The organism is Comamonas testosteroni (genome assembly GCF_030505195.1).
Lineage (GTDB): Bacteria > Pseudomonadota > Gammaproteobacteria > Burkholderiales > Burkholderiaceae_C > Comamonas > Comamonas testosteroni_G.
In genome coordinates, this window is sequence record NZ_CP129672.1 from 2880722 (window position 1) to 2906333 (window position 25612).

The window sequence follows — 25612 nt, forward strand, 5'->3', positions numbered from 1 at the left end:
GGCCGAGGGCCAAGCCGGCTTCAGAAGTCCAGCAGGCTCAGGCCCACGCTGAGTACCGTGCGCTTGTTGTTGTAGTCGATCAGGCTGTCGCCATAGCCGCTGAACAGCTGAACATGCAGGCGCAGATTGCTCTTGCCGCCGTTCCAGCCTTCGCCCAGAGTGCGCAGCCACTCGATGCGACCGGAGCCCTTGCCCTTGCCCAGCGAGCCACGTGCGGTCAGGCCCAGGTAGTTCTGCTCGTTGACGTTCCAGCCCAGCTTGACTTCACCGCGACCGATGTAGTCCTGGATATGGGGGTTGTCGTCCTCAAGCGCACTTTCCTTCATGCGCTGCCAGGCTTTCAGATGCAGCTGCCAGCGGTTGCCCAGCTCGGCCCCGGTCATCAGATACCAGCGGTTCCAGCTGCGCGAAAGCGGGTTGCTCTGGCCGTTCGACTGGTGCGCTATGCCTATGCCCGAGTAGCGCCAGCGCCAGCCTAGCGGCAGTTGGGCGTCCGTCGGGTAGACGTAGAACACCTCGGGCTCGTGGTCGGTGGTGCGGAAAGGGCGCGAAATATCGCCGTTGAACAGCTGCCAGTAGGACTGCTGGGTATAGCCGAACCACAGCGAATCCTTGCCCTTCGAGGTGGGGCCGGTCAGCAGGCCGGAGGCAATCTTGGTGCGGGCCGAGAGCTGCAGGCGCATCTCGTGCTTCTGGTAGGGCTGCTCGGTTGCCAGGCCTCGGCTGGGTGAATAGGGCTGCTGATTGACCTCGTCGCCCACCACCACGGAGACCGACATGGGGCGATAGCCGCGGAAGTTGAAGGTGCCGCAGTCCGTACCGGGCTCCAGCTCGAAGTAGCGCGAGACCTCGGTGTAGCGCGGATCGCGGCAGCCGCCGTTGGTGGGCGAGAGGCCCAGGCCTCTATCGGCGCTGGCGACAGTCGCCGCAGCCGCACTGGCGGGCGCGGCGTCGTTGGCCGAGGCGGTCGCGGCAGTGAGAGCAGGCGCAGCTTGTGCGCTGGCTGCAGGCGCACTCCAACCGGTGGCCTGTGGCGCAACCGCCGGGCCTTGCTTGAGTGCCCAGGCATCAAAGCAGGCCAGGCGATCATTGTTGCTGGTGGTGGCAGAGCATTGCTGCCAGCTTTCGGGGGGCGGCAGTTCCGCGCTGCTGGCGGTGGCCGGGTTCAGGCCGCCGACCAGTGTCAAGCCTATGCTCAGGGTCAGGGGGGACTGGGTGAAGAAGCGAATACTCATGGGATCAATCAATGCACAGGCAGTACAAGGCCCGACCCTGCTCAGGGTTGGGCCTTGCGCATGATGAACGCGCGGGGTGGATCATTTTCCCCCTCCTGGTAACTGCCGTGAATTTCTGTACCGCAGCTGCCCTCGACCACCTCACCCAGCCAGGTGGAGGTGATGCGTGAGCCGTCTGCGCTTTCCTCAAGCGTGACCGTGCCTTCGTTCACATCGCCGACCATGGGGTGGCTGCTGCCCGGGCGGCTGATGCTGCCTTTGACATTGCCTTCCCATTCGGGGTGCGGGCCCAGCACCATGCGGGCGGTTTCCTCACTGCCGGCGACGGAGCCCGTCCATACGCCTTGCAGCTGCTTGTCGCTCATCTGCCAGTCTTGCGTGCAAGTGCTGGCGGGCTTGGCGTCGAACTGCGCGCAAGCATTGATGGAAAAAGCGCTGGCAGCTATGAATATCAAGGTTCTCAAAGTCATTTCGGGTCTTCAGTTGGTGGCGCCCGGCGCCGCCTGATTCTTGCGTGCCGCAAATTCTTCGCGCAGCTTGCGCAGCTTCTCGCGCGGGTCTTCCTTGGCCGTGGCTGCATCGAGGCCCATCTCCTTGATGAAGCGGCTGGGCTGGCAGGCCACCATTTCGCGGCCTTTCTTGCGGCGCTTGGTCCAGCTCACGGCCAGCGTGCGCTGGGCACGGGTGATGCCCACATACATCAGGCGGCGTTCTTCCTGCAGCCGCGCTGCCGTTTCATCGCTGACCTTTTGCTGCTTGCCGTCGTCGTCGTCGAGCTTGAACGGCAGCATGCCCTCGGTCACTCCGACCTGCATGACATGGGGCCATTCCAGACCCTTGGAGGCATGGAGGGTGGAGAGCACGACCATGTCCTGCTCCTTCTCGCGCTCGCTGATGGTGGACAGCAGGGCAATGTTCTGCGAGACCTCCAGCAGGCTCTTGACCTCGGTCTGGGTGCCGGCGCCTGCAGCATCTTCTATCTGGCCGCCGGCGCGCTGGGCCATCCAGTCGCAGAACTCCAGCACATTGCTCCAGCGCGCGGCGGCGACGGACTCGCTGTCTTCGCTGTCATACAGATACTGTTCGTAGCCAATTTCCTTGAGCCAGTCGATCAGAAAGCTGCGTGAGGCTTCAAAGCCCAGGGTGTGGCGGGCGCGGTATTCCAGGTCGTTGATGTAGCGTCCGAATTCCAGCAGGCTGTCGAAGGCCTTGCGTGGCAGCGCCTCCGGGAGCATCGCATTGAACAGCGAGCCGAACATGCTGAGCTTGTGCGCAGCGGAGAATTCCCCGAGCTTGCCCAGCGTGGTGTGACCAATGCCGCGCTTGGGGGTGCCGATGGAGCGCAGAAACGCCGGGTCGTCGTCGTTGTTGATCCAGAGACGGAACCAGGCGCACAGGTCCTTGATCTCGGCGCGGTCGAAAAAGCTGGTGCCGCCCGAGACCTTGTAGGGGATGTTGGCCTTGCGCAGCGCCTTCTCGAAGGGCTTGGCCTGGTGGTTGGCGCGGTAGAGGATGGCGAAGTCCTTCCACGCGGGCTGCGGGTTCATATTGGCACGCAGGCTCTGGATGCGGGCCACGGCGCGCTCGGCCTCGTGCTCTTCGGTGTCGCAGTCGACGATGCGTACGGGTTCACCCTCGCCGAGTTCCGAAAACAGTGTCTTGGGAAACAGCTTGGGGTTGGGGCCGATCACATTGTTGGCGGCGCGCAAGATGGCGCTGGTGGAGCGGTAGTTCTGCTCCAGCTTGATGACCTTGAGCTGCGGAAAGTCCACGGGCAGCTTCCTGAGGTTGTCCAGCGTGGCGCCGCGCCAGCCGTAGATCGACTGGTCGTCGTCGCCCACGGCCGTGAAGTGGGCGCGCTCACCCACCAGGAATTTCAGCAGCTCGTACTGCGTGGCATTGGTGTCCTGGTATTCGTCCACCAGTACATGGCCCAGCAGGCGTTGCCATTTCTCGCGCACCTCGGGGTGGCCGCGCAGCAGACGCATGGGCATGCCGATCAGGTCGTCGAAGTCCACGCTCTGGTAGGCGGTCAGGCGCTCCTCATAGCGCTGCATGATGAGCGCGGTGCTGCGTTCGTTGTCGTCCTGCGCCATGGCCAGGGCCTTGCGACTGTCCCAGCCCTGATTCTTCCAGCCGCTGATGGTCCACTGCCACTGGCGTGCCGTCGCCACATCGGTGGTGCCGCCTGCGCAGTCCTTGAGGATGCCGGTGACGTCATCGGTGTCCAGAATGCTGAACTGAGGCTTGAGACCGAGAATGTGGCCGTCCTCGCGCACCATGCGCACGCCCAGCGAGTGGAAGGTGCAGATCAGCACCTCCTTGGCCTGGCGGCCTATCAGACCTGCGGCGCGTTCGCGCATTTCGGCGGCGGCCTTGTTGGTAAAAGTGATAGCGGCAATGCGCCGTGGCGCCAGACCGGTTTCGATCAGACGGCCGATCTTGTGCGTAATCACACGGGTCTTGCCCGAGCCGGCACCTGCCAAAACAAGGCATGGACCTTCGGTGTAATGCACGGCCTGGAGCTGAGCGAGGTTGAGACCAGCAGACATGAAGCAGAGTGACCCATCATCAAAAACAAGGACTGGGAGCATACCGCTTCGCTGTAAAGAGCCCTGATGACAGCGCTCACAACTGACAAAAATCAGGGACTCAGCGAGCCCTTCACCTACACGTGCGCTCTGCTGTTACTTGAATAATTGTTGTAATAAGGTGTTAGTTGTGTAGCGTGAAGATTGCATCGTGTCCGGCCTTGATCCCGACAGCGCCAGCGAATTGTCGATGGTTGAGGGATCCATCGTCTTTTCCTCAACAGTCAGGGTGCTGTGCATGGCGAGAACCATCGGTGAAGTGAGCTTGGCCGCAGAACTTTGGACGCCTGCCTTGCAGCAGCGCTTTGAAGCGCTGTTCGCCGTCGCAGCGCGCAAGTCGCTTTCCGCCTGGCGTCAGGTTCCGCGTCATGCGGCCGAAGTGCTGGTGATCGAAGGGCTGGATAGCCTGCTGGCCAGGGCCGAGGCGAGAGCCCCTTGCGTGGTCTATCTCGGCGGCGAGCCTGCCATGCAGCCGCTGGGGCGTTCTTCCCAGGGCTGGGTAATACATCTTGATGTGGACTTCACGTTGTCAGACCTGATCGACATGCTCGACCGGGCCGCGGTTTTCCTCATGGACTGGAGGGCTGGACACCGCAGCAGCGCAGGCCTGAGCCTGCAGCGCGCCTTGGAGGAGCTTCAGCAGCAGGGGGCTGGCTGCCTGCATCGCTTTCAGATCAAGTCCTGGATCGCCTTGCCCGGCGGCGCCAACAGCGCGCAGAACATGCGCGTGCTGGCGCTGCTGTCGCGCGGGCCCATCGATGCCAGATCGCTGGCCGAACATGCCGGTATCGAGATGCGGCAACTCTGGGCACTGTTGTCGCTGCCCCAGCTCCAGTCCGTGCTGAGCTGCAGCCAGTCTGGCAGCGAGGAGCCCGCCGCCGCTGCAAAGCCGAGCGTCGCCAGGCAGCCGGCCGCTGCCGCGCCGCTGCAATGGATCAGCAAGCTGACGGGCTGGATTACCCGTGGAGGACGTACATGACATCTTTCATGCCCATGCAGCCTGGTCAGGGCATGCTGCGGGTGAGTCTGCTGGGGCCCATGGGCATAGGCAAGACCACGGCTCTGCGCAGCCTGTGCGGGGAACTCATGGCGGGCAGCGATGTGCGCAACCTGGACAAGGCGGCGCACCACAAGGAGTTCACCACGGTCGGAGCGGAGTTTGGCGAGATTGACCTGGGCTCTGGAGAGCGACTGCAACTGGTAGGCAGCCCTGGTCAGGATCGTTTTGATTTCGTGCGCCGCTGGGTGCTCTCTGCATCGGTGGGCGCGTTGCTGATGGTGGACGTCAACGATGCGGGCGCGGTGGACTACGCCTGCGAGATGCTGACGGGGATCGCAGAGCTGGACCGGGCACCTTTGATGGTCATTCTCAGTTGCCGTCCCGCCAGCGGAGCAAGGCTGGAGGCATTCAGCTCCGCCCTGGTTGCCAAAGGCCATGACCTCACCCCGCTTGTTGAGGCCGATCCACGTGATCGCCAGCAGATGCTGGATGCCCTGAGCGTGCTTGCATCGCTGTTGTCCTTGCAAAGTCAAACTCTATGAAGGCCCATACCTCCCTCGTGATTCCGCGACATGTCGTGGAGGCCGGTCAGGAAATCCTGGCGCGCGTGGTCGCCCCGGTGGCGGGCGTCCACATCGCCTTGCTCTGCACCCCTGACGGCTTCGAGATTTCAGCGCTGCGCATTCGCAGCGAACTGCCGACCGAACGACTGTCGGCCATGGCGGGCTCGCTCATGGCCATGGCCAAGGCCGTGGCCAATGAGATCGGACACAAGGATTGCAAGCGCCTGACCTTCGAGACGGAGTCGGGCACGGTGGTATTCCAGGCGGTGAACGGCTCCTTCCCGGCCGTGCTCTGCCTGGTGGTGGATCAGAACGCCTTGCTGGGTCGCGCGCTGTGGGCGGCCGGTGAGGTCGCCACAGGGTACCTGCCCTCTTGATCACAGGTTCACTGGAGTTCTGAGTCTGAGTGGGTGCGCCTCTGGCGCGCGAGTTCCTTGTCTTGCTTTTTCAAAAGGTGGATTTATGGCCTCTATCCAGGATTCTCTGAACGCTTTGATGACCACAGACGGTGCCGTCTGTGGCGCTCTCGTGGACAGCGCCAGCGGCATGCTGATGGGCAGCGTAGGCGGCGGCGTGGACATGGAGCTGGCTGCGGCCGGCAACACCGAGGTCGTGCGTGCCAAGATCAAGACCATGCGCATGCTCAATCTCAACGACCAGATCGACGACATACTGATCACTCTGGGCAAGCAATATCACATCATCCGTCCCGTGGCCGCCAATGATGGCGTGTTCTTCTATCTGGTGCTGGACAAGGCTCGTGCCAACCTGGCGCTGGCGCGCCGCAAGACTGCCGATGTGGAAAAGGAACTCAAGCTCTGACGCGCTGTCCTCGTATCTGTCACAGCAGCCTGCCTTGCGCAGGCTTTGTTTTGGGGTAGGTCTGCACTGAAAAATTTTCATAGAAGGCCGCGAGAGGGTTGGAGCCGGTCGCTGTCACAATTTGTGCGTGTTGTCCGTTTTACTCATCACCTTCCCCTTCTTTGCATTGGTGGCTTGCGGCTTTGCCGCCACATGGCGCGCCGTCCTTCCCCAGGCGGCCATTCCTGGCCTCAATGCCTTTGTGCTGTACTTCGCGCTGCCTTGCATGCTATACCGCTTTGGCGCGCAGACGCCGATTCATCAGCTGCTCGATATCCATGTCACCCTGGTCTATCTGTTCTGTGCGGCGCTGATGGTGGGCGTGACCGTGTTGCTGACACGCAGACGCCTGGGCTGGAACGATGCCGCATTCGGCGCTTTGGTGGCCGCGTTTCCCAACACAGGCTTCATGGGCGTGCCCATGCTGGCGGCGCTGCTCGGCGCTCAGAGCGCGGGGCCGGTGATCGTGACCATGACCATCGACATGGTCATCACCACCTCGGCCTGCATTGCGCTGTCGCGGCTTGATCTGGCGGGAGGGCAGGGGATCTGGTTGGCGGTACGCAATTCGCTCAAGGGCATGGCGTCCAATCCCATGCCCTGGTCGATTCTTCTGGGCGGTCTGGCGTCGGCCATGGGCTGGGTGTTGCCCGGCCCGGTGGACAAGACCGTGGCCATGCTGGCCGCAGCGGCTTCGCCGGTGGCCTTGTTCACCATCGGTGCGGTGCTGGCGCGCTCGCAGATGAACAGCCATGAGCGCGTGGCGGCGCGCGACTATGTGCCGATTGCGCTGGCCAAGCTGCTCGTCCATCCGCTGCTGGTCTGGACTGTCGGGTTGGCGGCGATCTCCATGGGCTTGGGGCTTCAGCACGAAACCCTGGTGGTGCTGGTGCTGCTGGCGGCCCTGCCTTCGGCCAGCAATGTGTCGCTGCTGACCGAGCGCTACGGCGCCCACAGCGGCCGCGTGGCGCGCATCATCCTGGTATCGACCAGCCTGGCCTTCCTCAGTTTCTCCGCCGCGGTGGCGCTGATGACCTGATCAAAAACAAGAGCGGCTTGCGCACACCCTGTATACGCAAGCCGCTGTTTTAATCGAGACCTTAACCAAGCATGTCCTCGCAAAGAGACACCGAGGAAGGGCCGTCCCGCACCGAGGGTGTCGTCCCCCTCCCGAAGAGAGAGGGGGAAGGCGCGAAGCGCCTCAGGGGGAGTGCTCAGTACTCCCAGAACATCCGCTGCAGTTCCTTGGTATTGGCGCCCTTGGTCAGCGCCAGCATGGTCAGCAGGCGTGCTTTTTCGGGGCGCATATCGTGGGCGACCACCCAGTCGTACTTGTCGTCGGGCTGCTCGGCATTGCGCAGCACAAAGCCGTAGGGCACGCGTGACGAGCGCACGATGAATACGCCCTTGCCGCGTGCATCCTGCAGCGGCTTGACCATGCGGTCGGCCACCGAGCCATTGCCGGTGCCGGCATGGACGATGGCCTTGGCGCCGGCATCGACCAGGGCATTCACGGCCGTGGGCTGGACGCTGCCATAGGCATAGACGATGTCCACCTGAGGCAGTTTGTCGATGTTGTCGATATTGAACTCGGAGTTCATGGTGTGGCGCTTGACGGGGGCGCGGAACCAGTAGTTCTTGCCCTCGACCACCATGCCCAGCGGGCCCCACTGGCTCTTGAAGGCACCGGTCTGGATGTTGATGTCCTTGTTCACATCGCGGGCGGTGTTGATCTCGTCATTCATGGTGACGAAGACGCCTTTGCCCCTGGCGTCCTTGGAGCCTGCCACGCTGACGGCATTGACCAGATTCAGCGCGCCATCGGCGGACAAGGCCGTGCCCGGGCGCATGCTGCCGACCACGGCAATGGGCTTGTCGGTGTGCACGGTCAGGCTCAGGAAGTAGGCCGTCTCGGCCAGAGTGTCCGTACCGTGGGTGACGACGATGCCGTCCACATCAGGCTGCTTGGACAATTGCGAGACACGCTTTGCCAGGGTCAGCAGATTGTCGTTGGTAAAGCTCTCGGACGCGATCTGGAACACCTGCTCGCCGCGCACATTGGCGATCTGGGCCAGCTCGGGAAGGCCGGCCAGCAGCTTGTCCACAGGCACCTTGGCGGCCGTGTAGGTGGCGCTGTTGACGGTCGAGGCACCGGCACCCGCAATCGTGCCGCCCGTGGCCAGCACCACCACATTGGGTTTGGCTGCCTGCGCCTTGGCCGCCTGCGCGGCCGCAGGCGATGCATCCTGCGCCAGCGCTGCGCCGGGGCCGGACAGAACGCCCAGAACGGCAATGGTGGCGGCCAGCAAGGACTGGCGGAAGACTTGTTTTTGCATGAAGTAGTGCTCCGTGATTGAATGAAACGGCCTCTTGTGGAGCCGAGCCTCACACCATGCAATAGCCATGCCGGCTTGCCCATTCGCGCAAATCCCGATGGATTTGCCAAGCGCCTGTAATTTATATAAATTAATAGCTGTCAGGGCTTATGGGTAAAGGCCTGAAGACTTAAAAACCTTAAATTCCTAGAGGCTTTAAATGCTGAGCGGATCCACATCCACCAGCCAGCGCACCAGCGGCCTGTGCTCGGGCAGAGTGCGCAGCCAGTGCAGATACTGCTGCCAGGCATTGAGAAAGCGCAGCAGGGCGCTGCGGCTTGCGGCTTCCAGCAGCATCTGGGCACGTTCCACATTGGCCACGCGCTGCACCGCCATGGGGATTGGCGGGTAGATGAACACTTCGTCCAGATAAGGCAGCCTGGCCTCTTTGGCGACCTGGGTGGCGGCATTCAGAAAGGCCTGTGCGGCTTCCTGAGTGCGTGCATCGGCCCGGACTATGGCCTGGAAGGCATAGGGCGGCATACCGGCATCCAGCCGTTCCTTGAGCTGTTGCCTGGCAAACGCCGGGTAGTCATGCTTGCGCAGTGCGGTGTAGACGACGTTTTGCGGGTCGTGGCTTTGAATCCACATCTCCGGATGGCTGCCTTGGGCCTTCACATATTGCGCGTCGCGCCCGGCACGCCCTGCGGCCTGCATCAGCAGGCAGAACAGCCGCTCCGGGGCGCGATAGTCGCTGGAGTACAGCGCGCTGTCGGGTTGCACCGCCGCCACCAGCGTGATGCGCCGGAAGTCATGGCCCTTGGCCACCATCTGGGTGCCAACCAGCACATCCACATCGCCGGCATGCACCTGGGCCAGCTGCTCCTGCAGGCTGCCCTTGGCCTTGGTGGTGTCGGCGTCGATGCGCGCCACGCGGGCCGGATTGCCGTCGGGGCGCTGCACATTGCGCAGCAGCCGCTCCAGCTCTTCCTGCAACTGCTCCGTGCCCTTGCCCAGCGGCAGGATGTCGGGGTTGCCGCAGCTAGGGCAGGCAAACGGCACACGCTGGGTAAAGCCGCAGTGGTGGCAGCGCAGTGTGCGGTCGCCCTTGTGAAAGACCTGGTGAGCGCTGCAATGGGGGCAGTCGCTTTTCCAGTTGCAGTCGGCGCAGAACAGCACGGGGGCAAAGCCGCGGCGGTTGAGCAGAATCAGGCTTTGCTCGCCGCGTTCGACGCGCTTGGTGATGGCCTCGATCAGCGCAGGCGAGAACACGGCGCGTTTGGGCTGCTGGCCCATGTCCACCATTCTCACCTTGGGGAGGCTGGCCGCGCCTGATCCGGCCGCGCCGATGCGGCTGGGCATATGCAGGCGCAGGTAGCGGCCGACTTCGGGTTCCGAGGCATGCCAGCTCTCCAGCGACGGTGTGGCACTGCCCAGAATGACTTTGGCGCCGGCATCGCGCCCGCGCCAGATGGCCAGATCGCGTGCCGAATAGCGTGCGCCTTCCTGCTGCTTGTAGCTGGCGTCATGCTCCTCGTCGACCACAATCAGCGCCAGTTGCGGCACGCTGGCGAAAATAGCCATGCGCGTACCCAGCACGATGCGGGCGCGGCCCGTGTGAGCGGCCAGCCAGCTTTTGAGACGCTGCGGGTTGGTCATGCCGCTGTGCATGCTGACTACGGCATCCTTGCCGTACTGAGGCACGAAGCGGGCGATAAATCGCTCTTCCAGCTGAGGCGTGAGGTTGATCTCTGGCACCATCACCAGGGCTTGAGCCTCTGGGTTGGCATCCAGCACGGCTTGCACTGCACGCAGATACACCTCGGTCTTGCCGCTGCCCGTGCTGCCGTATAGCAGGAACGGGCCTGGGTTTTGCTCAATTTGCTCGAAAACCGAGGATTGCTCGGCGCTGAGTGCGAGCAAAGGCGTTGCGCTGCTGGCGTCCGGCGCGTGAGCGATCGTCTCGGTGCTCGCTTGTGCTGCTTCGGCAACTGGTGCCTGTGCCTTCTTGCGCTTGCCGGCCGGTGTCTTGGCCGTCTTGGGCGGAGCCAGCCGCCGTGCCAGTTGTTCGGGCGACATATCGCGCAACTGAGGCGGCAACGCGGTGACGGCGATCTCGCCCAAGCTGCGCTGGTAATAGTGCGCGGCAAAAGCCACCAGCCGTCGCCAGGCTTGGTTCAGCGGCTCTATGCCTTGCAGCAGGCCGGCAATGCGACGCAGTTCCACCCCGTCTGGAATGGCTTCAGGGGCCGCGGGCGTATCCCAGACCACCCCCAGCAATTCTCTCTTTCCCAAAGGAGCGCGCACCAAGGTGCCGGGCTCCAGCCATGCATCGCTAACGTAGCTCAACAGATCACCTACGGCGCTGTGGGCAGGGGTCTGGACGGCAACGTAAACGATATGGGGCATGGAGTTGGATCAGGGGAAGGCGCTGCGGAGGCCGCAGCTCCTCAGAGCTATAGCAGATTTTGAGGCCTGCAAAGGCTTTGCGTTCTGTGGATAACTTTGTGAGAAACAATATGCGCGAAAGGCCTGAGCAAGTCCTGTTCGCGTTGGCAAGCCGGCAGGATGACTGAGTGGTTGAATAATTAATTTATTTAAAACAAAGACTTATATGTATTCATGGCGCGATGGGGAGCTTGCCTTGGCAGAGTGTTGGCAGGGAGTCTGCCTCGCCATATCTGTGCATAAATCAGGCGATGAGTCACTGTCAACCGAGAAGCTCCCTAAACCTAAATGCGTTCAAACCGCAGCGCAAAGTCCTTAACTTCTCAAAAAAATAGCACTAGAGCAAGCAGCCATGAGACGTGCAGTTATCTCGGAGCATCCCTATGTGGATAACTTCCGTCAATCGACGCAGCGGTCGGTGAAAAAATAAAAAAGCGCCAAACACTGCTGGCGCCGAATTTTTCAGGGTCTGAGATTTAGTGATTTGAAATCAATGATTTGCTGCCGCTTTACTGCATCTCAGGCCGGTGATTGTCGTTCAATAACCATTTGATCTTATCGGGTGATTGGGGGCCGTTGTTCTGCAACAAATGCCAGGGAAGGCATCGGTTGCAGGCGGAGTCAGCCCTTTGTGCGCAGCAGGCGCGAGTGGCTGTGCACGGCCTCGACCAGCGCGGCCACATGTTCGGGCGGGGTGAACTGGCTGATGCCGTGACCCAGATTGAAGATATGGGTGGGGCCGGTGGTGCTCTTGTCGGTATGGGGCTTGCCAAAGCTGTCCAGCACGGCGCGCGCCTGGGCGGCGACCTGCTCGGGCGCGGCAAACAGCACATTGGGGTCGATATTGCCTTGCAGTGCCTTGCCTGGGCCGCCAACCTCGCCGCCCACGATGGCGCGAGCCTTGCCCAGGTTGGCCGTCCAGTCCAGACCCAGCACCTCGCAGTCGATGTCCTTCATGTCCTGCAGCCAGATGCCTCCCCCCTTGGTGAAGACGATGCGGGGCACATCGCTGCCATCGACACCGGTGCGCTTGAGCTGAGCCAGCACGCGCTTGGTATAGGCCAGGCTGAATTCCTGGAACGCGCCGTCGGCCAGGACGCCGCCCCAGCTGTCAAAAATCATCACGGCCTGGGCGCCGGCATCGATCTGGGCGTTCAGGTACTGGGCCACGCTGTCGGCGTTGACTTCCAGGATGCGGTGCATCAGGTCGGGGCGCGAGTACATCAGCGACTTGACGGTGCGGTAGTCATCGCTGCCCTTGCCCTCGGTCATGTAGCAGGCCAGTGTCCAGGGGCTGCCCGAGAAGCCGATCAGCGGCACACGGCCATTGAGCACCTTGCGGATATTGGTGACGGCGTCAAACACATAGCGCAGCTTGTCCATGTCGGGCACGGCCAGCTCCGCCACGGCTGCCTCGTCGCGCACGACCTTGGCAAAGCGCGGCCCCTCGCCTTCGGCGAACGACAGACCAAGGCCCATGGCATCGGGCACGGTCAGGATGTCGCTGAACAGAATGGCCGCGTCCAGAGGGAAGCGATCCAGCGGCTGCAGGGTCACCTCGGTAGCGTAGTCCACATTGGTGGCCAGGCCCATGAAGCTGCCGGCCTTGGCGCGGGTGGCCTTGTACTCGGGCAGGTAGCGTCCCGCCTGGCGCATCAGCCACAGGGGCGTGTAGTCAGTAGCCTGGCGACGGCATGCGCGCAGGAAGGTGTCATTGGTCAGGGGGGCGAAACTCATATGCTGATTGTCGCCCACTCCGGCTTTCCCATTCACCACAATCCCGAGCAGCAATTCAGCTCTCTGCGCAGGGATGGCGGTTGCCATGGTTTGTCATGCAACCGTCATCCAAATGTCGCGCGGGCTTCATCTGTGTTTTCCACAATGACGCCACGCAGACACACCGTGTGGCACAGGCAGGCCGCCAACTGCGTCCAACACCGGAGGAAAGCAGACATGAGGCATCCCGAGATTCTTGATGCGCTGAATGGGCAGAGCATCGCGACGACACCGTCATCGGCTCCCTCGCTTTCCCATCGCCCCGCCAGTCCCGTGCATGCTGCCGCGCCCGCTTTGCGCCTGCAGGTGCGCTGGGCCCGACATCTGGATGAGGTTCGTCAGGCGCAGCGCCTGCGCTACCAGATCTTTGCCGAAGAAATGGGGGCAGTGCTGCAGACGCCCGTGGCTGGCTACGATATCGATGTCTTTGATGATTTCTGCGAGCATCTGATGGTCTGCGATGAAGAGCAGAACAAGGTGATCGGCACCTACCGTCTGCTGACTCCCGCTCAGGCCCAGCGTGCCGGCGGTCTGTACAGCGATCAGGAATTCGATCTCTCGCCCATCAACGCCTGGCGTGCGCAGATGGTCGAGCTGGGGCGCAGCTGCGTGCATGCGGAGCATCGCCAGGGCGGCGTGATTCTGGCGCTCTGGGGAGCATTGGCCGAATTCATGCAGCGCAACCGGCTCGAGGCCATGGTGGGCTGCGCCAGCATCCCCATGCAGTACCCGGGTCTGGCCCATGGCGAAGGCCCGGCACGCATCTGGCAGCAACTGCGCCAGAGCCATCTGGCCGAGTCCGAGCTGCAGGTGCGTCCCCGCGTAGCCCTGCCCGAGGAGCTGGCTTGTATCAGCAATGTCTCGGCTGATGCGTTGAAGGTCGAGCCGCCAGCGCTGATTCAGGGCTATCTGCGTGCCGGTGCCAAGGTGCTGGGGGCGCCGGCCTGGGACAGCGACTTCAATACGGCCGATCTGCCCATCATGATGCGCATGCAGGATCTACCCTCTCGCTACCGCCGACTGTTCTGGCGCATGAAGGCCTGAGGCGAGGGCAGGAAGCAAAAAGCCTGTGGCCATGCCACAGGCTTTTTTGATGGCTGGACGGGTCATCCAGCGTGGCTGGGCTTATCTTCCAGACCTTCGGCAAACAGGCCCAGCGCCGTAACCATCAGGCCCAGCATGAGGAAGGCATAGGCTGCAATGGACAGCACCAGACTCATGCTGTAGCCCCATTGCAGAACAGAGCAGGCCCAATCCCAGGACCCATAAAGCGCGCTGCACTGATTGCTGGCCGGCATGTGCACATACCAGGTGACGGCGATCCACATCAGGATCAGCATCACCACCGTGGTACGAAGCTTGTGTGATGGCGTCTGGTCCATGCTCTTGAGCAAGACCACCGGTATGGCTCCGCCCCAGACAAACATCATCAGCCAGCTGAAGGCAGGAGCCTGCGCCAGTGCCTGTTGCAACCAGTGCATCTTGGGCATGCTGTTGATACTGGCCAGGACGTCCCAGGCAAAGGGCAGGGCCAGACCGGCGATTGCCAGACTGGCCAGCGCCAGTGCACGCAACAGGCAAAGACGTTTGTGAGACGGCTGGTGGATAAGGTTGGCATGCATGGCTTACCTCCTGTGCAGTTCAGGCAGTCCGCAGTGGTCAACGCGCGCAAGGCTGGAAACTGCGGTTGCGCCTGGCTTGTGGGCCGTTCCAGTCTAGAGCTTTTGCCTAGTTTGTGCCATAGGCACTGTGCGCCTGTTTGAAGTCGCTCTCCAATCCATGCCGAAGCTGCCGGTTTGAGCAGGGCCAGACCGATGTGCCCAGTCGTAAAGTTGATTGCGCCACGTTCATTGAGCTGGCCGGGGCTGGCATCTGCCCACCCCTGGGACTAAGCTTGGTCTGCTCGACTCAGGGCCATGATCCCGCAGTGCCGGGCAAAGGAGTTCTTATGCTGAGCCATTCTGCTGTGACGACGATGCTGCCGGTGATGGATATGGCGCGTGCTCGTGCTTTCTACGAAGAAAGTCTGGGTCTGCAGCCAGGAGAGCTGCGGCCCGATGGAAAGTTTGTCTACCTGGTTGGCGGCAGTGCGCTGGCGCTCTTTCCAAAGCCTGGCGGCACCAAGGCCGAGCACACTGCCATCAGCTTCCGGGTGCCCGACATCGCTGCAAGCATTCGGGAACTGAAAAGCCGGGGTGTGGTGTTTGAGGACTACGACTTTCCCGACTTCAAGACCGTCAACCATGTCTGCGTGCTGGGGTCCGAGAAGGCTGCCTGGTTCAAGGACACGGAGGGTAATTACCTCTGCCTGCACGAGGAGGTGGCGCCAGCCTGAATTGCGTCATGCTCTGCGCGCAGCAATGGCCTAGATCTGTTGGAGTGCGTCAAGTACCTCACTCTTGGAGAGCAACTCGCTCATCACCACAGGCGGCTTGCCGGGCAGGTACAGCACGTAGACGGGTACGCCGCTGCGCCCCAGCGATTGCAGTGCCCGGGTGATGGCCGGGTCCTGGCGTGTCCAGTCGGCGCGCAGCAACTGCACCTGGTGCTGTGAAAAGGCGGCGAGTACCTCTGCATTGTTCAGTGTGGTGCGCTTGTTGACCTGGCAGGTCACGCACCAGGCGGCCGTGAAGTCCACAAACACCGGTTGGCCCGAAGTCTGGGCCGACTGAACCTTGTCTGCGGACCAGGGCTGCCAGAGTTCACCGGCCTGTGCCCTGACCTGATCCACAGGTTCTGCCTTGATCAGCGGCAGGGCGTAATAGGCCACGCCAACAGCCAGCAGCAAGGCGAGCGCTCCGAGGCTCAGGCGGCTCTTGCCGCGCAGGCCCAGGGCCCAGATCAGCGCGGCCAGCACCAGCAGCAGTGCCAGCAGGGCCGCCGCTGCATCCATGCCGCCCTGATGACCCAACACCCACACCAGCCAGACCACGGTGGCAAACATGGGGAAGGCCATTGCGTGGCGGAAGGTCTGCATCCAGGGCCCGGGGCGAGGCAACCAGCTCACGACTGCGGGCACGAAGCTGGCCAGCAGATAGGGCAGGGCCATCCCCATGCCAAGCGCTGCAAACACCGTCAGCGCCTGCGCCGCTGGCATATCGATGGCAAAGCCCAGCGAGGCACCCATGAAGGGCGCTGTGCAGGGCGATGCGATAGCCACGGCCAGCACGCCTGAGAGAAAGGAGTCCAACATCGGGTTGCGCGCCTGGGCGCTGGCAATGCTGCTGGGCAGCAGATTGCCGAACTCGAACAGTCCGGCCAGATTCAGTCCCAGCACGGTGAACAGCGCCGCCAGCAGCGACACCACCACGGGCGACTGCAGCTGGAAGCCCCAGCCCAGCTGCTGGCCCGCCGCGCGCAAGCCCAGCAGCAGTGCGCCGAGTGCCACAAAGGACAGCACCACGCCTGCGGTATATGCCAGGCCGCTCAGTTTCTGGGCATGGCGGTTCTGGCCATGACCCGAAAAGCCCAGTACCTTGATGGCCAGCACGGGAAACACGCAGGGCATGAGGTTGAGGATCAGGCCACCGATCAAACCGCCCAGCAGTGCTGCCCAGAGGCTGCCTGCCGTGGCCGTATTGCCTGTCGTTGCGGGTTGTGAAGCGGTCTTGTTGGCCTCCAGCGCTGCGGCCAGGGCCGGAGAAACGCCTGCGAGCGCGGGGGCGCTCCAGCGGCCCTGCACGGCCAGCTCGCTGCGCCAGCCAGCGCTTTCGCCGCGCTGCAGCGCGGCAGCGCGCTCAGCGGGCGGCAGGGCCAGCACCACGGCCAGTTGCGCCGCAGTTTCGCCGCGCATATCGGACAGGGGCATGTTCTCGCCCACCCATACCTCACCGTCCCAGTACTGCTTCCAGTCCTTGCCTGACTCTGCGGCATGCTTGAAGGTGTCGGCATTCTCGGGATAGAACTCCAGTGTCTTGCCCCTCAGGCTGGCGGGCAGTCCGGGTATGCGCAGTGTCACGCGGTCGTCGGGCAGGTTCGCGCCCTCGGCCTTGCCGGACTCAACAAGGGCCTGGCCGCTCTGGTTCAGCGTCTGGGGCTGGCCGGCCTGGGCCTGCACAAAGGCCTGGCTTTGCGAGGCGCTGCTGCCCTGAACGGGGATCTGCAGCTGGAAGTTGCCGGATTCGGGAATGCATTCCACGCGGCAGACCAGCCATTCTGCGGCCAGGCCCACATCCACCATGCCGGAGGCCGGTGCCTTGAAATCGGCCGCGACCTTGATGGGCACGGGCAGCAGCACCGTGTCTTCATAGCCATAGTTGACCAGGGGCCCCAGGCGCAGCGCATGAGGCAGCGGCCAGTCGATGGGGCCGGCCTCCAGGCCCGGGGGCAGCTGCCACTGCAGCACGGTGGGCAGGCCCGAATCGCCGGCATTCTTCCAATAGGTATGCCATTCGGGCTGATGGGTGATCTTCAGCCCCAGCCAGAAGATCTGGCCGGCGGCAATGCCCTCGGGGGCCTGGGCCACCAGCTCGGCCTGCACGCGCGGCGTCTGTACGGTGGCGCCACCCGAAGCTGCATTCTTGAGCAGGATCTGCGCGCCGGCACCGGTGGAGAAGGCACAGACCCAGACGGTCAGCGCCAGCATCAGCCAGAGTGAAAGGTGCTGCGAGAGGCTGCGGGGTCCGGCGGTCAGGGAAGGGGCTTGAGAAGACATGGCGGACGGTGGGAGTCGGTGGCGGTGTTTTTGGTTCCCTGCACGGGGGCGGCCGATTGGCAAAACCAATGCTTGCATAGGCGCATGGTATTGGACAGAAGGCGCGGGTGGACTCCATCATGGCCTGGCCTACAAGGCTCAAACAGCCCGCAGCCCGCAGCCCGCAGCCGGAGCCGGTCGCCGCAGTCCGTTGCCGGGCAATGACAGGAGACAAGCATTATGGTGAATACTTCACGCCGCCGCTTTCTTGCCACCTCGGCTGCCTGTGCTGCCACCGCGCTGCCCTGGCATGCGGCCGCAGCGCCCGGCTATCCGGACAAGCCGGTACGGGTCATCGTGCCGTTTCCAGCCGGGGGCACCACGGACGTGGTGGCGAGGCTGGCCATGCAAAAGCTCGGCGAAATCACGGGCCAGTCCTTTGTGGTCGACAACAAGGGCGGCGCCAACGGTGTCATTGGCTCCGAGCTGGCGGCCCGCGCCGCGCCCGATGGCTACACGCTGCTGATGAACACGGCAGGAGCGCAGACCCTGAGTCCCGTGCTCTACAAGACCAGCTACGAGGCGCTGGCCAGCTTCGAGCCCATCAGTCATCTGTGCGATGTGGGCTTTGTGGTGATTGCGCGCAAGGACCTGCCTGTCAGCAGCATGCCGGAGCTGATCGCCATGGCGAGGCAGGGCCGACCGCTGAGCGCCTCCTCGGGCAGCAGCATGATTTCGCTGATCACCGAGCAGTTCAAGAAGGTGGTCGAGGTGCCCGGCATCGTCAATGCCCAGTACAAGGGCACGGGCGCGCAGATGCAGGCCGTGGTGGCGGGCGAGGTGGACTTCTCGTTCGACTCCTTCACCTCGGCGGAAATGATTCGCGCGGGCAAGGTCAAGGCCCTGGCCGTGCTGCTGCCTCAGCGTGCACCGGCCTTGGCGCAGGTGCCCACGCTGCGCGAGCTGGGCATAGGGGGCATGGATTTCAGTTCCTGGTCGGGCCTGCTGGCGCCCAAGGGCACACCGCAGGAGGTCGTGGGCTATCTGGCCCAGCAGATGGACAAGATCATGCAGATGCCCGATGTGACGGCCAGGCTCGCCGGCTACAACTATCTGCCGCGGCGCAGTACGCCCGAGGAGTTCGGACGGCTCATCGCCGCCGACCACGAGCGCTGGAAGCGCGTCGTCAAGGAAACGGGCATCACCCTGGGTTAGCGTCGCGCGGTGGCGCACCCGTACCCGTACCCGCATCCGTGGCCAGGGTGGCCACGGTACTGGGCGGCTGGCCGCCCACCTCGGCCGGGATGGCGATGCGCTCGCAGGGGGCGGCCCGGGCCATCAGCGCATCGCTGTCCACGGGGGCCTGTGCTTCGAACTCCTCGCTCGCCTGGGCCTGCGTCGGCACCTCCATCCCTGCGGGCTGCGCCGGGGACTGGGCTGCAGCCGGCAGCATGTGCGCCTTGCGCCAGTTGCCCCAGCGGTAATGGGCCAGCATCATCAGCATGGAGCAGACGGAGCTGATGGGAAAGCTCCACCAGATGGCATCCACGCCCATCACGGGTTGCAGCCAGCGTGCCACGGGAACGCGTATGCCCCACATGGCAATGGCCAGAATGAGCACCGGCGCCATGACCGCCCCCGTGGAACGCACCACGCCGGCCAGCACAAACGTCACGCCGAAGAAGAGGAAGGAGCCGATGGCGATGTGGTTGAGGTGGCGGGCCACCTCCAGCGAGGGGCTGCCTCCGGGCAGAAACCAGCCCAGCACATGGCGGTCCAGCAGCACGATGAGGGCGATCAGGCTGCCGGTCAGCGCAAGATTGCCCAGCATGCCGGCATGGGCCGTGGCGCTGACACGCTTCCAGAGGCCCGCGCCCACGTTCTGCGCCGCCATGGACGAACAGGCTGCGCCCATGGCCATGGCCGGCATCTGCACATAGGTCCACAGTTGCAGCGCGGCGCTATAGGCGGATGCCGTCTGCACGCCGTGTTCGTTGACCATGGAGATCATGGCGATCATGGCCAGCGAGATCATCACGATCTGCACGCCCATGGGCAGGCCCTTGACCACCAGAGTGCGCACAATCGTCAGATCGGGCTTGAACAGCCCCAACTGCCGGCGACCTATCCATAGCGGGTGGCGGCGCAGACGCAGCCAGCCCAGCAGGGCTGTAAAGCTCACGGCATTGGCAATCAGCGTGGCGACCGCCGAGCCCTGGATGCCCATGCGCGGCACGGGCCCCCAGCCAAAGATCAGCACAGGGTTGAGCGCCATGTCCAGTGCCACGACGACGAGCAGAAACCAGAACGGCGTTCGGGTGTCTCCCGCGCCGCGCAGGGCCGCCGTCACAAAGCTGAACATGAACAGCAGCGGAATGGCCAGAAAGATGACCTTGAGATAGGCCTCGGCCAGCGGCAGCGCCGCCTCGGGGGTGCTCATCCACTGCATGAGATGGCGCGAAAGTGGCCAGCCCAGCAAGGCAATCAGCAGTGAAACAACACCAAAGAACGTTGCGCTGGTGCCAAGCACCCGCTTGGCCTGCGCGATGTTTTTCGCGCCAATGCTCTGGGCAATCAGGATATTGGTCGCCATGCTGATGCCGAACACCGCACCGATCAGCGCAAACATCACATTGTTGGCATTGGCGGTGGCCGTGAGTGCGGCCTCGCCCAGGTGACCGCCGACCCAGATGGCATTGACCGAGCCGTTGAGCGACTGCAGCACATTGCCGGCCAGAATCGGCAGGGCAAAGATCAGCAAGGTGCTGGCAATCGGGCCCTGGGTCAGGTCGCGGGTCTGGGGCTTGGAGGTGGCGGTGCGCGCACTCTGGCGCGGGGCGCTTGCGGAGGCTTCAGGCATCGGGCCATTGTGGGGCATGTCGTCCGGTTGCGGATGACGGGAGGCCGGACCGAAGTCGGGAGCGAGACGTGGTTTTGTGGTGCTGGCGCAGCTACGATGATGGCCATGAGCAATATCCCGACCACTCCCGCAAGCGCGCTTCCCCGCTGGCCGTCACGCTTCTGGGCCCAGGCCTCGGCCCATGACTTTGCCCTGGCCCAGAGCAATGGTCTGGCCGCCGATACCGTGGCCGTGCTGCCCGTGGCGGCGGTGGAGCAGCATGGGCCGCACCTGCCGCTGTCGGTGGATGCCAGCCTGATCGATGGCGTCATCGATGCCGCTCTGGCGCAGTTGCCTGCCGAGCTGCCAGTGCTGTTTCTGCCGCCGCAGAACATCGGCTTTTCGGTCGAGCATACGCACTATGCGGGCACCTTGAGCCTGCAGCCCGCCACGCTGATTGCGCTGTGGACGGAGCTGGGCACCTGCGTGGCACGCGCCGGCATCAAGAAGCTGCTGCTGCTCAACGGCCATGGCGGCCAGGTCAGCGTGATGGACATCGTTGCGCGCGAGCTGCGCATCCGGCATGGCCTGCTGGTCTACAGCGCCAGCTGGTTCGGGCTGGTGGACGACGCGGCCAACCAGCAGTTCTGCGCGCATGAGCATCGCTTCGGGGTTCACGGCGGCGAAGTGGAGACATCGATGATGCTGCACCTGGCGCCCGAGACCGTGCATATGGAGCGTGCGCAGAACTTCGCCTCCAGCTCGGAGCTGCGGGCCGGCAAATACCACTTCATCGGCAATGGCCGCAGCGCCAAGCTGGGCTGGGCCATCGAGGACTACAACCCGGTCGGAGCCGTGGGCAATTCCGCCGCCGCGACGGCCGAGCGAGGCGCGGCCATGGTGCGTTCATCGGCGCAGGGCCTGGTCAGGTTGCTGTGCGAGATTCATGACCTGCCACTGAGCACGGTGGGGAATCAGCCGCAGCCGCTTTGAATTCAGGAGCTTATTGCGCAATGGCAATATGCATTTGAGATACATTTTGTATTGAAAATCAATGCTATCAAGCGATATAAGCTACTTTAAAGATAGCAAAAAACAGAAAAGCCCTGAAAGGCCACTGCAAAAATCTGTTTCATCGCGAGCCTCGCTCAACGCAAGCCGCCAAAAACTGGCGTGCTCCATGCGCGTGACAGCGAGCAAGACCTGGGCGGCCCTCGCCGCCGCGCCGCGAGGCTGTCGTCCCCTTCCAGTGCGAAGCACCAGAGAGGGGGAAGGCGCGCCAGCGCCATAGATCTGCTCGCAGACACCGTAGTGCAGCAGCCGCAGCCTCTGTCAACGCCCTGAAAAACTGGCGCGGTCCGCAAAGAGACAGCGAGCAAGCGCCGCCGCGCAGCGAGGCTGTCGTCCCCTTCCGGTGCGAAGCACCAGAGAGGGGGAAGGCGCGCCAGCGCCATAGATCTGCTCGCAGACACCGTAGGGCAGCGGCCGCAGCCTCTGTCAACGCTCCGAAAAACTGGCGCGGTCCGCAAAGAGACAGCGAGCAAGCGCCGCCGCGCAGCGAGGCTGTCGTCCCCTTCCGGTGCGAAGCACCAGAGAGGGGGAAGGCGCGCCAGCGCCACAGGGGGAGATTACTGTTTAGCAATCTTGGCTGTGGTGATGACATCGCCCCAGCGCTTGATTTCCGACTGCAGCAGCTTGGCGGTCTGCTCGGGCGTGCTGGCCTGGGCCTGCACATTCAGTTCGCGCAGCTTCTTGGCGACCTCGGGGTTGTTGATGGCGGCGTTGATTTCCTTGTTCAGACGCGCGATCACGGGGGCGGGGGTCTTGGAGGGCGCAGCCAGCGCATTCCAGGACGAGGCCACAAAGCCCTTGACGCCGGATTCCTGGGCCGTGGGCACATTGGGCAGCAGCGGCGAGCGCTTCTCTCCCGTCACCGCGAGCAGGTTCACGGCCTTGGAGTTGATCTGGCCCATGATGGGCGTGAGAATTTCCACGGCCGCATCGATCTGCTTGCCGCGCAGCGCGGTCACCACGGCGGGGGTGCCGTTGAAGGGCACGATCTGGGCATCGATGCCGGCCGTGGTCTTGAACAGCTCGGCCGCCAGATGCTGGGTGCTGCCCACGTTGATGCTGCCCAGATTCAGCTTGCCGGGATTGGCCTTGGCATAGCTGACCAGCTCGCCCAGATTCTTGAAGGGCGACTTGGCATCGGTGATGACGCCAATGTCGAAGTAGCCCAGCGTGGAGATGGGCGTCAGGTCCTTGACCATGTCGAAGGGCAGGTTGTTGAACAGGTTCACCGTGACGGCGCTGCCGTTGGACATGAGAAACAAGGTATGTCCGTCAGGCGCAGCCTTGGCCACGGTATCGGCCGCCACAATACCGCCCGCGCTGGGCTTGTTGTCGATGACCACGGGCTGGCCGAGCTGGGTGGACAGCTGCTGGGCCACCACACGGGCCGTCACATCGGCCACGCCGCCGGCACCGAAGGGCACGACGATGCGGATAGGACGGTTGGACAGGCCTTCGGCCTGGGCGGTGGCGGCAAATCCGCTCAGCAGGGCAGCCCCCGCTGCGGCGCTGATCAGAGATTGGGTAAAACTGCGGCGTTTCATGCTTGTCCTTCTGTCTGAAACTTTTATCCACAGAGTGTGCCGCTGAACGCCCCCTGGAGGCAGCAGCAAAGCGTTCTGTCTGCTATGCCGCACAGGTATGGCTAGTTACCGCTTGCTTGCAGGGCGGCCAGCCCCCAGTGATGCATGGCCTCGCGGAGTATCAGCAGGGCGGCTGCATGTTCGGCGGTCTGCGGCAACTGCGGGTCGGCATGGCCGGACTGCTGGGCCTGGCGCGCCAGCAACTCGAACAGGTTCTCGATCGCATCGCGCGAAGCCTGCGTGGCTTGCGGGTCGGCCGTGGCACTGTGGATCAACTGCCTCAGCAGCGGGTCTGCCGTTTGCAGCACGCGGGCACCTGCAGGCAGCCAGCGCCCGGCCGGTATGATGGCATCTTCCACATCGGCAATCGCGTTTTCCAGCGTCAGCGCATTGGGCATGTGCTGGCCAAATGCCTTGACCAGGGTGGCAAGGCCTATGGGTAGCCGATGTTGCTGCGAGCCGATGTCGAGTGTCAGCGCCGTATCGCCAAGGGTGAGAAAGATGGAGTCCATGCCGGCTTTGTAGCACTTTGCGTTGGCCGGCTCCAGGCCTGAGGGGGGTCAGGCGCTGGTGATCCAGCTTCTGTATTCGGCGCTATCGAGATGGTTGAGCGTGTTGAAGCTTTGCAGCATCAGGCGCTTGGGGCTGATGCTGAACTCGGTCACGGCAATGTTGCGCAGTCGCATATTGAGGGCAATGGTCACCTCGGGCGCGGTGCCAAGCACCTGGCCCACGGCAGCAGAGATGGGGCCGCCGCTGCTGACCAGCAGCACGTTCTGGCCGCTGTGCTGGTGGCGTATCTCCTCGAGTACCTGGTGCACGCCGTCCGCAAAGCCGTTCCAGTCGGGCATGCCCTGCGGGCTGATGGTGCCCCCCATCCATTGCGCCAGGGCGTCGCACAGCAGGCGGAAATGATGGCGGTACAGCTCGGGCGTATCGGGCCTTGGCAAGGGGGCCGGGTGGATGGCGCGCAGCAGGGCTTCGCTGTCGTACTCGTTGAGTCCGGGGCGGCTTCGTGCCTCGACGCTGGAAGCGCTGCCCAGGCCCTGGACGATGCCGGCCAGCGTCTGCTGATGGCGCTTGAGCGTGCCCGCATAGACGGCGTCGAACTTCAGACCTCGCTCACGCCAGTATTCACCCAGACGAACGGCCTGTTCCTGGCCGCGTGAGCTGAGCTGGTCGTAATCATCCGCGCCAAACGAGGCCTGGCCATGGCGCACAAGGTAGAGGTTTCCCATGGCGCGGATGTTGGCCCTTGGCTGCTTGCGGCGCTGTCATGCCTGCGACCAGGTGGCGCTTGGGTGACAGCGGACTGGTTCGCATTTCCGTATCCCGCATCGGGATTGAGGCGCGGGCATGGCCTGGCGCTCGGTTAAGATAGTTGAGAGCGATTCTCAAAAACATAAAAACACGCTCCGCTTTCGGTACTGGTTCACGGGCCTCCTGCACTTGGCTGGCAGGAGGCTTGCTAGTTTCGAGGCGGAGCGTATTTTTTTATGCCTGTTCACCTTCTGGAGCCCTTCATGTTTCGACGACCCCTGTTTGCACTGGCCGCCGTTGCCAGCCTGTGCGCCCCTGCGCTGTCCGCACACGCCGAGGACATCACGCTCTACACCACCCGTGAACCGGCCCTGATCCAGCCCTTGCTGGCGGCCTTCACGGCGCAGACCAAGATCGGTGTGAAGACGGTGTTCGTCAAGGACGGCCTGCTGGAGCGCGTCAAGGCCGAAGGCCAGCGCTCGCCTGCCGATGTGCTGATGACGGTGGATATCGGCAATCTGCTCGATCTGGTGGACGGTGGCGTGACCCAGCCGGTCAAGTCCAGCCTGCTGGAAGCGGCCATTCCGGCCCAGCTGCGCGCCGCAGACAACCAGTGGTTTGCGCTGTCCATGAGGGCCCGCGTGCTGTATGCCGAAAAGGACATGAAGATCGGCGCCTTCCGCTATGAAGACCTGGCCAAGCCTCAGTTCAAGGGCAAGGTCTGCAGCCGTGCCGGCCAGCACCCCTACAACACGGCGCTGATTGCCGCCATGATTGCCCATGACGGTGAAGCCAAGACCGAGCAGTGGCTCAAGGGCGTCAAGGCCAATCTGGCGCGCAAGGCCACGGGCGGCGACCGCGACGTGGCGCGTGACATTCTGGGCGGCATCTGCGATGTGGGTCTGGCCAACACCTATTACGTGGGCCATATGAAGGCGGCCAAGGAGGGCACGGATGCACGCAAGTGGGGCGATGCCATCAAGGTCGTCAAGCCCAGCTTCGACGACCCCAAGAGCGGCACGCATATCAATATCAGCGGTGCCTCGGTGGCCAAGCACGCGCCCAACCGCGACCAGGCCGTGAAGCTGCTGGAGTTCCTGGTCTCGGAGCCAGCTCAGAACATGTACGCCCAGGCCAACTACGAGCACCCTGTGCGCAAGGGCGTGGCGCTGGACCCCGTGGTGGCCCAGAGCATTGGCGAGATCAAGATCGATCCGCTGCCGCTGACCGAGATCGCCAAGCACCGCAAGGCTGCCAGCATGCTGGTCGACAAGGTGGGGTTTGACAAGTAAACACCCCTGAGCGGCTTTGCCTGGGCGGCCCCGCCGCTTCCCCTCTCTCTAGGCGCTGCGCGCTAGGGGAGGGGACGACAGCATCGCAGCGGGGCGGCCCTTGCTCGCTGTCCCTTGCTTCGGAGCATGCTTGTTTTAGCATTGC

22 protein-coding genes are annotated in these 25612 nt (G+C 63.4%); 10 read left to right on the forward strand and 12 right to left on the reverse strand.

Annotated features, from left to right (window positions below; all coding sequences use genetic code 11):
- Nucleotides 1-20: 20 nt before the first annotated feature.
- From QYQ99_RS13205 to QYQ99_RS13215, 3 genes are read right to left on the reverse strand one after another with little or no spacing between them, the layout of a single operon-like run.
- A complete protein-coding gene (locus QYQ99_RS13205) occupies nucleotides 21-1235 on the reverse strand; it encodes a phospholipase A (protein ID WP_302093023.1) in 1215 nt (404 codons plus the stop codon).
- 41 nt (nucleotides 1236-1276) lie between these two features.
- Nucleotides 1277-1705 (reverse strand): hypothetical protein, encoded by a 429-nt coding sequence (locus tag QYQ99_RS13210; RefSeq protein ID WP_302093024.1) that lies wholly within the window; start codon nucleotides 1703-1705, stop codon nucleotides 1277-1279.
- Between the two features lie 9 nt (nucleotides 1706-1714).
- Nucleotides 1715-3787 carry an ATP-dependent helicase gene (locus QYQ99_RS13215; RefSeq protein ID WP_302093025.1) on the reverse strand — a complete coding sequence of 691 codons (2073 nt, stop codon included), beginning with the start codon at nucleotides 3785-3787 and terminating at the stop codon, nucleotides 1715-1717.
- A 229-nt stretch (nucleotides 3788-4016) separates the two neighbouring features.
- Between QYQ99_RS13215 and QYQ99_RS13220 the strand changes: the two genes are divergently transcribed.
- The 5 genes from QYQ99_RS13220 to QYQ99_RS13240 all read left to right on the forward strand — a co-directional run bounded on the left by QYQ99_RS13220 (nucleotide 4017) and on the right by QYQ99_RS13240 (nucleotide 7289).
- Nucleotides 4017-4805 carry a hypothetical protein gene (locus QYQ99_RS13220; protein WP_302093171.1) on the forward strand — a complete coding sequence of 263 codons (789 nt, stop codon included), beginning with the start codon at nucleotides 4017-4019 and terminating at the stop codon, nucleotides 4803-4805.
- Nucleotides 4802-5368 (forward strand): GTP-binding protein, encoded by a 567-nt coding sequence (locus QYQ99_RS13225; protein ID WP_302093026.1) that lies wholly within the window; start codon nucleotides 4802-4804, stop codon nucleotides 5366-5368. Before QYQ99_RS13220 ends, QYQ99_RS13225 begins: the two co-directional genes overlap by 4 nt.
- Entirely contained in the window at nucleotides 5365-5766 is a 402-nt protein-coding gene (locus QYQ99_RS13230) for a roadblock/LC7 domain-containing protein (protein ID WP_302093027.1), read from the forward strand. Before QYQ99_RS13225 ends, QYQ99_RS13230 begins: the two co-directional genes overlap by 4 nt.
- Nucleotides 5767-5851: 85 nt before the next feature.
- On the forward strand, nucleotides 5852-6211 hold the full coding sequence (locus QYQ99_RS13235) for a hypothetical protein (protein WP_003078024.1): 360 nt from the start codon (nucleotides 5852-5854) through the stop codon (nucleotides 6209-6211).
- A 127-nt stretch (nucleotides 6212-6338) separates the two neighbouring features.
- Nucleotides 6339-7289, forward strand: a complete 951-nt coding sequence (locus tag QYQ99_RS13240; protein ID WP_302093028.1) for an AEC family transporter — start codon at nucleotides 6339-6341, stop codon at nucleotides 7287-7289.
- Between the two features lie 175 nt (nucleotides 7290-7464).
- Here the strand turns inward: QYQ99_RS13240 and QYQ99_RS13245 are convergent, their stop codons facing one another.
- The 3 genes from QYQ99_RS13245 to hemE form a co-directional block, all read right to left on the reverse strand.
- The gene (locus QYQ99_RS13245; RefSeq protein ID WP_302093029.1) at nucleotides 7465-8586 is read right to left on the reverse strand and encodes an asparaginase; all 1122 of its coding nucleotides are present in this window, start codon (nucleotides 8584-8586) and stop codon (nucleotides 7465-7467) included.
- 195 nt (nucleotides 8587-8781) lie between these two features.
- On the reverse strand, nucleotides 8782-10974 hold the full coding sequence (gene priA, locus QYQ99_RS13250; RefSeq protein WP_302093030.1) for a replication restart helicase PriA: 2193 nt from the start codon (nucleotides 10972-10974) through the stop codon (nucleotides 8782-8784).
- A gap of 660 nt (nucleotides 10975-11634) precedes the next feature.
- On the reverse strand, nucleotides 11635-12750 hold the full coding sequence (gene hemE, locus QYQ99_RS13255) for a uroporphyrinogen decarboxylase (RefSeq protein ID WP_302093031.1): 1116 nt from the start codon (nucleotides 12748-12750) through the stop codon (nucleotides 11635-11637).
- Between the two features lie 216 nt (nucleotides 12751-12966).
- Here hemE and QYQ99_RS13260 point away from each other — a divergent pair, with 216 nt between their 5' ends.
- The gene (locus tag QYQ99_RS13260; RefSeq protein WP_302093032.1) at nucleotides 12967-13833 is read left to right on the forward strand and encodes a GNAT family N-acetyltransferase; all 867 of its coding nucleotides are present in this window, start codon (nucleotides 12967-12969) and stop codon (nucleotides 13831-13833) included.
- Between the two features lie 62 nt (nucleotides 13834-13895).
- Here QYQ99_RS13260 and QYQ99_RS13265 read toward each other — a convergent pair whose 3' ends face one another.
- Nucleotides 13896-14411 (reverse strand): hypothetical protein, encoded by a 516-nt coding sequence (locus tag QYQ99_RS13265; RefSeq protein ID WP_302093033.1) that lies wholly within the window; start codon nucleotides 14409-14411, stop codon nucleotides 13896-13898.
- Between the two features lie 326 nt (nucleotides 14412-14737).
- On the opposite strand from QYQ99_RS13265, the gene QYQ99_RS13270 reads away from it, so the two are divergent.
- Nucleotides 14738-15124 (forward strand): VOC family protein, encoded by a 387-nt coding sequence (locus QYQ99_RS13270; protein ID WP_012836833.1) that lies wholly within the window; start codon nucleotides 14738-14740, stop codon nucleotides 15122-15124.
- A gap of 30 nt (nucleotides 15125-15154) precedes the next feature.
- Here the strand turns inward: QYQ99_RS13270 and QYQ99_RS13275 are convergent, their stop codons facing one another.
- A complete protein-coding gene (locus tag QYQ99_RS13275; protein WP_302093034.1) occupies nucleotides 15155-17443 on the reverse strand; it encodes a protein-disulfide reductase DsbD family protein in 2289 nt (762 codons plus the stop codon).
- 219 nt (nucleotides 17444-17662) lie between these two features.
- Between QYQ99_RS13275 and QYQ99_RS13280 the strand changes: the two genes are divergently transcribed.
- A complete protein-coding gene (locus QYQ99_RS13280; RefSeq protein ID WP_302093035.1) occupies nucleotides 17663-18637 on the forward strand; it encodes a Bug family tripartite tricarboxylate transporter substrate binding protein in 975 nt (324 codons plus the stop codon).
- Here QYQ99_RS13280 and QYQ99_RS13285 read toward each other — a convergent pair.
- The gene (locus QYQ99_RS13285; RefSeq protein ID WP_302093036.1) at nucleotides 18624-20282 is read right to left on the reverse strand and encodes an MATE family efflux transporter; all 1659 of its coding nucleotides are present in this window, start codon (nucleotides 20280-20282) and stop codon (nucleotides 18624-18626) included. The two genes, QYQ99_RS13280 and QYQ99_RS13285, sit on opposite strands and share 14 nt — an antisense overlap.
- A 96-nt stretch (nucleotides 20283-20378) precedes the next feature.
- Between QYQ99_RS13285 and QYQ99_RS13290 the strand changes: the two genes are divergently transcribed.
- Nucleotides 20379-21254, forward strand: coding sequence for a creatininase family protein (locus QYQ99_RS13290; RefSeq protein WP_302093037.1), 876 nt, complete (start codon nucleotides 20379-20381; stop codon nucleotides 21252-21254).
- Between the two features lie 635 nt (nucleotides 21255-21889).
- Here QYQ99_RS13290 and QYQ99_RS13295 read toward each other — a convergent pair.
- The 3 genes from QYQ99_RS13295 to QYQ99_RS13305 form a co-directional block, all read right to left on the reverse strand.
- A complete protein-coding gene (locus tag QYQ99_RS13295; RefSeq protein ID WP_302093038.1) occupies nucleotides 21890-22876 on the reverse strand; it encodes a Bug family tripartite tricarboxylate transporter substrate binding protein in 987 nt (328 codons plus the stop codon).
- 101 nt (nucleotides 22877-22977) lie between these two features.
- Nucleotides 22978-23427: a hypothetical protein gene (locus tag QYQ99_RS13300; protein WP_302093039.1), complete on the reverse strand. Its 450-nt coding sequence runs from the start codon at nucleotides 23425-23427 to the stop codon at nucleotides 22978-22980.
- Between the two features lie 48 nt (nucleotides 23428-23475).
- Nucleotides 23476-24153, reverse strand: coding sequence for a histidine phosphatase family protein (locus QYQ99_RS13305; protein ID WP_302093040.1), 678 nt, complete (start codon nucleotides 24151-24153; stop codon nucleotides 23476-23478).
- Between the two features lie 285 nt (nucleotides 24154-24438).
- Between QYQ99_RS13305 and QYQ99_RS13310 the strand changes: the two genes are divergently transcribed.
- A complete protein-coding gene (locus tag QYQ99_RS13310) occupies nucleotides 24439-25467 on the forward strand; it encodes an extracellular solute-binding protein (protein ID WP_302093041.1) in 1029 nt (342 codons plus the stop codon).
- Nucleotides 25468-25612 lie beyond the last annotated feature (145 nt).

What these genes read in the sequence shown, in the direction of transcription:
- QYQ99_RS13205 (WP_302093023.1), bottom strand. Translation starts at nt 1,235, where the DNA reads ATGAGTATTCGCTTCTTCACCCAGTCCCCCCTGACCCTGAGCATAGGC.
- QYQ99_RS13210 (WP_302093024.1), bottom strand. Translation starts at nt 1,705, where the DNA reads ATGACTTTGAGAACCTTGATATTCATAGCTGCCAGCGCTTTTTCCATC.
- QYQ99_RS13215 (WP_302093025.1), bottom strand. Translation starts at nt 3,787, where the DNA reads ATGTCTGCTGGTCTCAACCTCGCTCAGCTCCAGGCCGTGCATTACACC.
- QYQ99_RS13220 (WP_302093171.1), top strand. Translation starts at nt 4,017, where the DNA reads ATGGTTGAGGGATCCATCGTCTTTTCCTCAACAGTCAGGGTGCTGTGC.
- QYQ99_RS13225 (WP_302093026.1), top strand. Translation starts at nt 4,802, where the DNA reads ATGACATCTTTCATGCCCATGCAGCCTGGTCAGGGCATGCTGCGGGTG.
- QYQ99_RS13230 (WP_302093027.1), top strand. Translation starts at nt 5,365, where the DNA reads ATGAAGGCCCATACCTCCCTCGTGATTCCGCGACATGTCGTGGAGGCC.
- QYQ99_RS13235 (WP_003078024.1), top strand. Translation starts at nt 5,852, where the DNA reads ATGGCCTCTATCCAGGATTCTCTGAACGCTTTGATGACCACAGACGGT.
- QYQ99_RS13245 (WP_302093029.1), bottom strand. Translation starts at nt 8,586, where the DNA reads ATGCAAAAACAAGTCTTCCGCCAGTCCTTGCTGGCCGCCACCATTGCC.
- priA (WP_302093030.1), bottom strand. Translation starts at nt 10,974, where the DNA reads ATGCCCCATATCGTTTACGTTGCCGTCCAGACCCCTGCCCACAGCGCC.
- hemE (WP_302093031.1), bottom strand. Translation starts at nt 12,750, where the DNA reads ATGAGTTTCGCCCCCCTGACCAATGACACCTTCCTGCGCGCATGCCGT.
- QYQ99_RS13260 (WP_302093032.1), top strand. Translation starts at nt 12,967, where the DNA reads ATGAGGCATCCCGAGATTCTTGATGCGCTGAATGGGCAGAGCATCGCG.
- QYQ99_RS13265 (WP_302093033.1), bottom strand. Translation starts at nt 14,411, where the DNA reads ATGCATGCCAACCTTATCCACCAGCCGTCTCACAAACGTCTTTGCCTG.
- QYQ99_RS13270 (WP_012836833.1), top strand. Translation starts at nt 14,738, where the DNA reads ATGCTGAGCCATTCTGCTGTGACGACGATGCTGCCGGTGATGGATATG.
- QYQ99_RS13275 (WP_302093034.1), bottom strand. Translation starts at nt 17,443, where the DNA reads ATGTCTTCTCAAGCCCCTTCCCTGACCGCCGGACCCCGCAGCCTCTCG.
- QYQ99_RS13280 (WP_302093035.1), top strand. Translation starts at nt 17,663, where the DNA reads ATGGTGAATACTTCACGCCGCCGCTTTCTTGCCACCTCGGCTGCCTGT.
- QYQ99_RS13285 (WP_302093036.1), bottom strand. Translation starts at nt 20,282, where the DNA reads ATGCCTGAAGCCTCCGCAAGCGCCCCGCGCCAGAGTGCGCGCACCGCC.
- QYQ99_RS13290 (WP_302093037.1), top strand. Translation starts at nt 20,379, where the DNA reads ATGATGGCCATGAGCAATATCCCGACCACTCCCGCAAGCGCGCTTCCC.
- QYQ99_RS13295 (WP_302093038.1), bottom strand. Translation starts at nt 22,876, where the DNA reads ATGAAACGCCGCAGTTTTACCCAATCTCTGATCAGCGCCGCAGCGGGG.
- QYQ99_RS13300 (WP_302093039.1), bottom strand. Translation starts at nt 23,427, where the DNA reads ATGGACTCCATCTTTCTCACCCTTGGCGATACGGCGCTGACACTCGAC.
- QYQ99_RS13305 (WP_302093040.1), bottom strand. Translation starts at nt 24,153, where the DNA reads ATGGGAAACCTCTACCTTGTGCGCCATGGCCAGGCCTCGTTTGGCGCG.
- QYQ99_RS13310 (WP_302093041.1), top strand. Translation starts at nt 24,439, where the DNA reads ATGTTTCGACGACCCCTGTTTGCACTGGCCGCCGTTGCCAGCCTGTGC.